Annotated in this window: 7 protein-coding genes; 5 read left to right on the top strand and 2 right to left on the bottom strand. The window is 31.9% G+C overall.

Going from position 1 to position 7,277, the window contains the following annotated elements:
- Window positions 1–447: 447 nt before the first annotated feature.
- Window positions 448–1,230 (top strand): putative CRISPR-associated protein, encoded by a 783-nt coding sequence (locus tag ACW8TM_RS10335; protein WP_491533212.1) that lies wholly within the window; start codon window positions 448–450, stop codon window positions 1,228–1,230.
- Window positions 1,231–1,365: 135 nt separating this feature from the next.
- Here the strand turns inward: ACW8TM_RS10335 and ACW8TM_RS10340 are convergent, their stop codons facing one another.
- Window positions 1,366–2,745 (bottom strand): TM1812 family CRISPR-associated protein, encoded by a 1,380-nt coding sequence (locus tag ACW8TM_RS10340; RefSeq protein WP_491533213.1) that lies wholly within the window; start codon window positions 2,743–2,745, stop codon window positions 1,366–1,368.
- A gap of 170 nt (window positions 2,746–2,915) precedes the next feature.
- On the opposite strand from ACW8TM_RS10340, the gene cas4a reads away from it, so the two are divergent.
- From cas4a to cas2, 3 genes are read left to right on the top strand one after another with little or no spacing between them, the layout of a single operon-like run.
- Window positions 2,916–3,863 (top strand): type I-A CRISPR-associated protein Cas4/Csa1, encoded by a 948-nt coding sequence (gene cas4a, locus ACW8TM_RS10345; RefSeq protein ID WP_491533214.1) that lies wholly within the window; start codon window positions 2,916–2,918, stop codon window positions 3,861–3,863.
- An 11-nt stretch (window positions 3,864–3,874) separates the two neighbouring features.
- On the top strand, window positions 3,875–4,879 hold the full coding sequence (gene cas1 / locus ACW8TM_RS10350) for a CRISPR-associated endonuclease Cas1 (protein ID WP_491533218.1): 1,005 nt from the start codon (window positions 3,875–3,877) through the stop codon (window positions 4,877–4,879).
- 9 nt (window positions 4,880–4,888) lie between these two features.
- Complete coding sequence (gene cas2 / locus ACW8TM_RS10355; protein WP_491533215.1) at window positions 4,889–5,167, top strand: CRISPR-associated endonuclease Cas2; 279 nt, start codon at window positions 4,889–4,891, stop codon at window positions 5,165–5,167.
- A gap of 6 nt (window positions 5,168–5,173) precedes the next feature.
- On the opposite strand, the gene ACW8TM_RS10360 is transcribed toward cas2, so the two are convergent.
- Window positions 5,174–6,469, bottom strand: coding sequence for an ATP-binding protein (locus ACW8TM_RS10360; RefSeq protein ID WP_491533216.1), 1,296 nt, complete (start codon window positions 6,467–6,469; stop codon window positions 5,174–5,176).
- Between the two features lie 106 nt (window positions 6,470–6,575).
- Between ACW8TM_RS10360 and cas4 the strand changes: the two genes are divergently transcribed.
- A complete protein-coding gene (gene cas4 / locus ACW8TM_RS10365) occupies window positions 6,576–7,166 on the top strand; it encodes a CRISPR-associated protein Cas4 (RefSeq protein WP_491533217.1) in 591 nt (196 codons plus the stop codon).
- Window positions 7,167–7,277 lie beyond the last annotated feature (111 nt).

Below are 7,277 nucleotides of genomic sequence, written 5' to 3' on the forward strand. Positions count from 1 at the left end.
ATATTCCTATCATACAGCAGAAAAAGAGGAGGATACGGACTTTCAATTCCCTTTTTTGGGTTCAGTTGAAACAGCCTCATACATCATATTCGGAGTATACACGAGGATACGGACTTTCAATTCCCTTTTTTGGGTTCACTAATAGCCACCTTCCACACACATCCACCAAATAGTGACTTTCAATTCCCTTTTTTGGGTTCCTCACCCAATTTTCAGAGTCAACATTTTTGCACAAACTTTCAATTCCCTTTTTTGGGTTCCGATACTAATTTTTCTTTTTTAGGGTTAAAAGACTTTCTGAAAGCTTCTTTTCTGAGTGATCATGGGAACCAAATAAACTTGCAAGAAATTAATGATAAAAGTTGCAATTTAAGATTGTATTCAGTTTTATTTTAGGTAAGGTAGAAATAGATTTTGATTGTATATTTAGTTTGGGTTGGTGTTTGTATGAGGCATTTTCATTTGGTTACTGTTGGGATTAGTATTATTGGTAATTATGTGAGGAATTTTGCTGATGATAATGAAAGAAGAATTCTTCGAAGTGATAGTGAAGTTTTAAAGTATTGTTCGCCTAGTTCTGAGTTGTTCTTGAAGGTTTATGATAGGGTTAAGTTGGATCCGAGGGGGATGAGTGCAGAGTTAAATGCAATGTGGAATTTTATTGAGAATGGTAGAGTTGATGAAGTTTACTTGTATGCAACTGATACTGGGAGAGGGAAGTTTTGTGCCTATCAATTACAAAAATATTTTTATGATGAAGTGGGAGTTAAGGCGGTGATAATTCATGTTGGTGGTTTTGGTTTACCTTCACATTTTGAGGATGGGCTAGTTACATTACTTGATAAAATTATAAGTAAAGTAGTTGAACTTAAACAGAATCCTAATAATATAGTCTATTTGAATGCGACGGGGGGATTTAAACCGGAGAATGCAATTCTATATACAACAGCTGCATTGTTACAGATTGATACAATATATTATTTGCATGAAGAGTTAAAACAGCCAATTCAACTGCCATTAATACCTATAACCTTGAATCCAAAATATAAGGAAATATTAAGTTTCTTGTTAGAATATCAAAAAACACATGGTTTTACTCCTAAAAGCTATTTCAATCAAAAGTATGGTGAAGAAGAACTTTATCATCTAAAATCATGGAATCTAATAATTGAGGAAAATGGAAAAATAAAGTTGAGGAAATGGACTGTAATGATGCTTAAAATGATTTAATTTCCTTGAAGGAATATGTGGAGATTTAGGTTATGAGGCATTTAGTCTAGTCATAATATTTTAAAACTGGGATGGGATTGAATAGAATTTCAATTTTAATACCGTTTACTGATTTTAGGTGTTGGACGACATTTACTATTTAGGGTTTAATAGCCATCTTCTTATTTCATTTAATCTTTCTCTTTTAAATCTTAATTCTATTTTATCTTCAACTTTTCTTATTTCAAATATTTTTTCTTCAAATCCTGAGTGTGCGAAGAAATTTCTCTTCATACTTCCCCTTGCTTTTATTTTGGCATCCTCCTTTCTTGTCTTTATATCTCCATGTTTTATTTCTGAGTATAGTCTCCATTTTTCATCTATTTTGTCTTTAAGCATTCTTATCTCTTTGACATCTCTTTCGAGAAATAGTGTATTGAGATCTAATTTTAATTTTGAGTAAATTTGAGGGAATATGTCACTTATTTCATCGAGGGTTGGCTTACTTATTTTAGTTAATAGTTTTTTGAGGCCAGAGAAAAGTGCAATGGAGTAGATTAAGTTAATTATATCTTTTTCAGAATGTGTTGGAGAGATGAAAGTATTGTTTTTTATCTTCATTTTACATGTTTCTTCATAGAAGTTTATTAATTCTTTTTCAATTTGACTGTAGGGTGTATTGAGGTTGACTAGTTCTGGGTGATAGATTGCTAGTGGAGTATTATATTTGATGGCGTGGAAGGTAATTCTCAAGTTAGTTAATAGCCCTTTTAGTTTATTTGAAGTTTCTCTACATTTTTGGGAGAGAACTTTTTTCTCCTGTGGATTTACGTCAATATATCTTTCTAATTTACTAATACTACTTAGATTTGTATGTTTAATTGGTAGTTCAAAGAAGGCTTTCACATCATATTCTCCAATCATTATTTTATAGTTTTTAGCTTTGACCATTCTTAGAATTGGTTCGGAAATTGCATATTTTCCTTTAATTTTCGAGTTAAAGGCATTATACATTTTATGTCGGACAATGAAAGCTCTTAATGCATTTAGGAGTGATGAAATGTATATGTTGTAGCCTGTCGATATATCTGCTATAACTTCTACGTTATTTAAGCTGATATTTTTAATCATATGAAATAAAATTTGAAGTGTAACTATACTAGGTGTACATTTAAAATGAATTTTTCCATTTTCCTTTAAGCTTGACATGTATGTTCCAATACTATTGGTTATTAAAATATCAATTTTATTCTCTTCTAACAAGTTATCACTCAATATGTTTTCTTCTATCTTCTCTAAGGTTATTTCTCTCACAATTTCCTCATTTAAAAGGTCTTCTAGACTATTAATTTTATCTAAAACTACGCTTAATGGACAAATATAGTGTATTTTTATGTTTGAGAAGTAATCCTTGTTCTTGTAGTATTCGTATAGTGCTTCTGAGGATAATTTTGCCTCATAGATTTCATTGTTAACTAGGTAGTTAACTTTTTCATATTTAGTGACTCCAATTATCTGATATATATGTAGATGCATATGTTTCGCCTAATATGATTTTATCTATTTCTTTATAAAATAGTTAATTGTGAAAATTGATACATTTTGTTTTGACTTCTTAGATTTTGCATCTTAATTTTATTATTTTATTTTCTTGTTTTTGAGTTAATTTTTAAAGTTTAATTTGAGCTATAGTTATTTGGGTTTTTATGTCTTGGCTTTATTATCGTGAATTAGATAGATTATTGATGCAGTTGAGGAAGCTTTATCAGTTAGTTGAAGTTTCAAATGAGCTTAGAGGTTGGAGTTGGAGTAATGATTTGCTTTCCCCTCCAATGGAGAATGTTTATTTTGGTGTTTCTGAGATTGCTAATAGGTATTGTCCAACGTATAGGGACATTTATCTTCGTAGAGTAGCAGGTATTCTTGCACCTATTACTTTTAAGACTGTTCGTGGATGGCTTTATCATGCATTGTCTAGTAGGAGTGCTTCTCTAGTTAAGTCTACTCTTTATTCCCATGGTTTAATTAGAGGTGTTGAGTTGATTAGGCTGCTTGAGGAGAAGCGTGAAGAGGTTATTGGATCTTTAATTGATGAGCATAGGGTTAAGCGGTATTTAAGTTTAGAGGAGGCTGAGCTTTTAAGGAGTGATTTACGTGTGCTTTATGATTACTTTATTGTTCAAGCTGCTTCTAGATTGGATGTTGTTTTATCTGAGGTTAAGTATGCTAAGCTTGAGAGTATTGTTGATAGAGTTGTTCCCCAGGTTACTGAGAAGCTTATTGATGGTAGGTTGATTGGATTGTCTAAGGAATTGAGGGTTGATATAATGCTTGATAATAGAGTTATAATTGATATTAAGACTGGTGATGTTAGAGATTTTCATAAATATGCTCTAGCTGGATATGCATTGGCTATTGAAAGTGACTTGGAAATGCCTATTGATTATGGACTTATAACTTATCTTTCAGTTAAGGAAGGTCATGTTAAGATTAATAATAAAATGTTTTTTATTGGTGATGAGTTGAGGAGAGAGTTTATTGAGATTAGGGATGAAGCCTTTAACATTTTAGTTTCAGGTGAGGATCCAGGTAAGCCTGAAGATTGCCCCGACTATTGTATATATTATTCTATTTGTAGGGGTGGGGAAATATAGGTAAAAGATTAATTTTAACTGGATTTGGCTATTATCTAGGTGTTAAGAAGGGTATGCTTCTTATTAGAAAGGCTGGTGGAGAGAAGAGGACTATTAGTGTTGGAAATTTATCTCACATTATTGTTAATGCACGTGGATTCAGTATTAGTGGTGATGCCTTAAAGCTATTGCTTAAACATGGTGTTCAAATAGTATTTCTATCTCGAAATCGGCCTATAGGGAAGCTTCAGCCTATGAGGAGAGGGGGTTCAGTAAAGTTGAAGAAGGAGCAGTTTAAAGCTCAAATGAATGGTAGAGGATTGAATATTGCATGGAGAATTGTTTTAAATAAAATTTCAAATCAAATTAATCTTCTTAAGCGTATACGTAAGGTTAGAATGAGGAGGAATGTTAGATTAGCAGAGGAATTGAGGAGGGATGTTGAGGAGATAGAGGGAGTTAAGAGGGAAGTTGAAGTTAAGGGTGCTGGAAACTATAAGTCATGGTATATTTCAAAGGAGGCTGAGGCAAGTAGAATTTACTGGGAAACTGTAAATAAGCTTCTTCCAAGTGAGGTTGGATTTGAAGGTAGAAGGAAGAAGAGATTTGACCGTCCAGAAGATCCCTTCAACATTTCACTAAATTATCTATACTCAATTCTAGCTAGTGAAGTATGGTTTGCAGTTGAATTGTCAGGTTTAGATCCATATTTAGGATATTTGCATGAGGATAGTAGTAGGAGGCCGAGTTTAGTTATGGATTTAATGGAGGAGTTTAGACAGCCAATAGTAGATAAAAGTCTAATACACTTCTTCACTGTAAGTAAGGATTGGAAGAAAATTATAGATCAAGAAAATAAGCTCACAGATAAGGGACGTAGAAGACTAATTGAATTATACTATAAGACGCTTGATAGAAAAGTTACATTTCTAAATCGAACACTACCAATAAAGGCGCATATACAGTTACAGCCATTAAGACTAGCAAAATACATTGTAGGCTACACTAAAAGCTATCAGCCATACAATATAATCTAGGTGATAGCAATGCATACCCTAGTAATATATGATATAACTGATGATAGGATACGTGATAGAATAGCTACTGCATGTAAAGTTGCAGGACTAACAAGAATACAGAAAAGCGCCTTCCTAGGAAAACTTAATTCACAGCAAAGAAAAAACCTTAAGAATAGGCTTAAGAGAATCCTAGGGAAAAATAGGGGGAATATACAGATATTTATAATATGTAATGCAGATATGAAATTAAGGGAAATAATTGGAGAATTAATATCATATGAAGAAGAGGAAGTAATGGTTTTATGAAGCCTACTAACTTATCCCTAACAGCCATTTCCATATAGGTTTAAATACTATTCTCCTATCATCTATCTTCTCCACATTTTCATAGTCATATGTTATTACTAGTAAATTGTTGCATTTAAGATTCTTACTTGCCTTTAATAATGACTTAACTTCTCTCTCTTTAACTTTGAAATCGTCAATGTTATAGCATACTTGAATTAATTGTCTTACCCTATTATTCTCCTTTATTACAAAGTCAACTTCCCTTCCATTAACAGTTCTATAATAATTAATTTTATTTCTTTGGAATCTTCTTAATAAATGCATGAAAACGAGGTTTTCCATCAATTTACTTTTACTATCAACACCTTGAATTCTAAGCAAGCCATTGTCTACAAAATATATTTTGGGTATGGATCTTTCCTCATCCTTATATGAGGGTGAAAATTTTCTAACTGGAAATATTATCATTATATCATTTAGCATTTCCATGTAGGAGTATAAAGTGTTTTTACTAATTTTATATCCAGTTGATTTGAGGTAATTGTAAAATTTGTGGACTGAAAACTCCTTTGAAAAGGCAAGTGCCCTAATTAGTATTCTAAGTATTTTCTCATTTCTAATCTTATATCTCTCAATTAGGTCTCTTTGAATAGTAACCTCTAATATCTCCCTTAAGATTTTCTCTTTATTGAAAAGGAGGGTTTCAGGATAACCTCCCCATTCTAAATACTCGTTTAATGCATTGAGTATTCTAGATCTCTCCCTTGATGATGGAAATTTATTGAATTTAATTTCCTTAAATTCTAGAAATTCACTAAAGCTTAGTGGATAAATTTCATAGCTTATAGTTCTTCCTCTCAATTGTGTTGCAATCTCTCTACTTAAAAGCTTAGAGGATGAACCTGAAATATAAACTGAAATATCACCCTTATCAATTAAGCTTCTAACGAAAATTTCCCAGCCATCTAAATTTTGTACTTCATCTAAAAAGAACCATACTTTCCTATTTCTATTTTCAGGGTAGATTTCAAAGTAGATGTCTACAAGTTTTTTAGCGTCACCTAATTTTGCTCCTACCAGGTCATATGACTCAAAATTTACATATAAAATTCTATTAGGATTAACATCTCTTCTAATTAGCTTTCTTATTAGTAGATACATCATGTATGTCTTCCCACTTCTTCTTGGACCTATTATTGAAATAGCTCTCCTTAAGGGGATTTCAAGTGGAATTTCTAGTTCTCTCTCCCTTAAATCACTTGGAAATGGTTTTTCAGCGAAGTCCCTTATCAGTCTTATTAGGGTGTCTCTATTAATCATAGTCTCATATAGAGGGAAAAAATTTAAAAATTTTTCCCTATAAAGAGAACCTAAAAACATTTAACCAATGAATAAATTAGAAGGATAAATTAAATTCATTATTGTAATGAAAGAGGAATATATAACTCCAATCCATGTGAGAGACTATCTATTCTGTCCATCAATACTGTATAATAAGTATGTTAGGAGAATAATTGAGCCTGAAACAGAAATGATGCTAAAGGGAAAGGAGGATTATGAGAAAGATAAAGCTGGATTGAAGAGGAGGAAAACACTTTTAGGTGACAAGAGAATAAAGGCTGAGAAAATAATCTTTTCAAGACCCGTCAAAAGTGAAGAATATAGATTGATGGGTGTAGTTGACTGCATATACTGGAAGGATAAGAAGCTTCACATCCTCGAAATAAAATATACTAAAACTAAAAAGCCATATCCAGACCACATATATCAAACAGCAACCTATGCAATAATGGTTGAGGAAGAATTCAAACAACCAGTATACAAATTAATCCTATACTATAAATACTCAAAACTATGGATTGAAAGAAGATTTACAAGACAACTAAAAAATTACACTCTAAAGACAATTGAAAAAACAAGAAAAATACTGAGTGGAGAAGAAATTCCAATTCCAAAATGGAAGAGAAAATGTAGAAGTTGCTGGTACAAAAGAATATGCCACCCCTCAAGCATTTAAAATCGAAGACATAAGAAATATAATGTCTCTCAACAAGTAACAAATGGTAACCATTATGAAACCTAGAATTGGACGCATAAAATCTAGAAAGAGACCACGTATAGGACGAAT

The organism is Candidatus Culexmicrobium sp., from assembly GCF_058356305.1.

What these genes read in the sequence shown, in the direction of transcription:
- cas4a (WP_491533214.1), top strand. Translation starts at nt 2,916, where the DNA reads ATGTCTTGGCTTTATTATCGTGAATTAGATAGATTATTGATGCAGTTG.
- cas4 (WP_491533217.1), top strand. Translation starts at nt 6,576, where the DNA reads ATGAAAGAGGAATATATAACTCCAATCCATGTGAGAGACTATCTATTC.
- ACW8TM_RS10340 (WP_491533213.1), bottom strand. Translation starts at nt 2,745, where the DNA reads ATGCATCTACATATATATCAGATAATTGGAGTCACTAAATATGAAAAA.
- ACW8TM_RS10360 (WP_491533216.1), bottom strand. Translation starts at nt 6,469, where the DNA reads ATGATTAATAGAGACACCCTAATAAGACTGATAAGGGACTTCGCTGAA.
- cas2 (WP_491533215.1), top strand. Translation starts at nt 4,889, where the DNA reads ATGCATACCCTAGTAATATATGATATAACTGATGATAGGATACGTGAT.
- ACW8TM_RS10335 (WP_491533212.1), top strand. Translation starts at nt 448, where the DNA reads ATGAGGCATTTTCATTTGGTTACTGTTGGGATTAGTATTATTGGTAAT.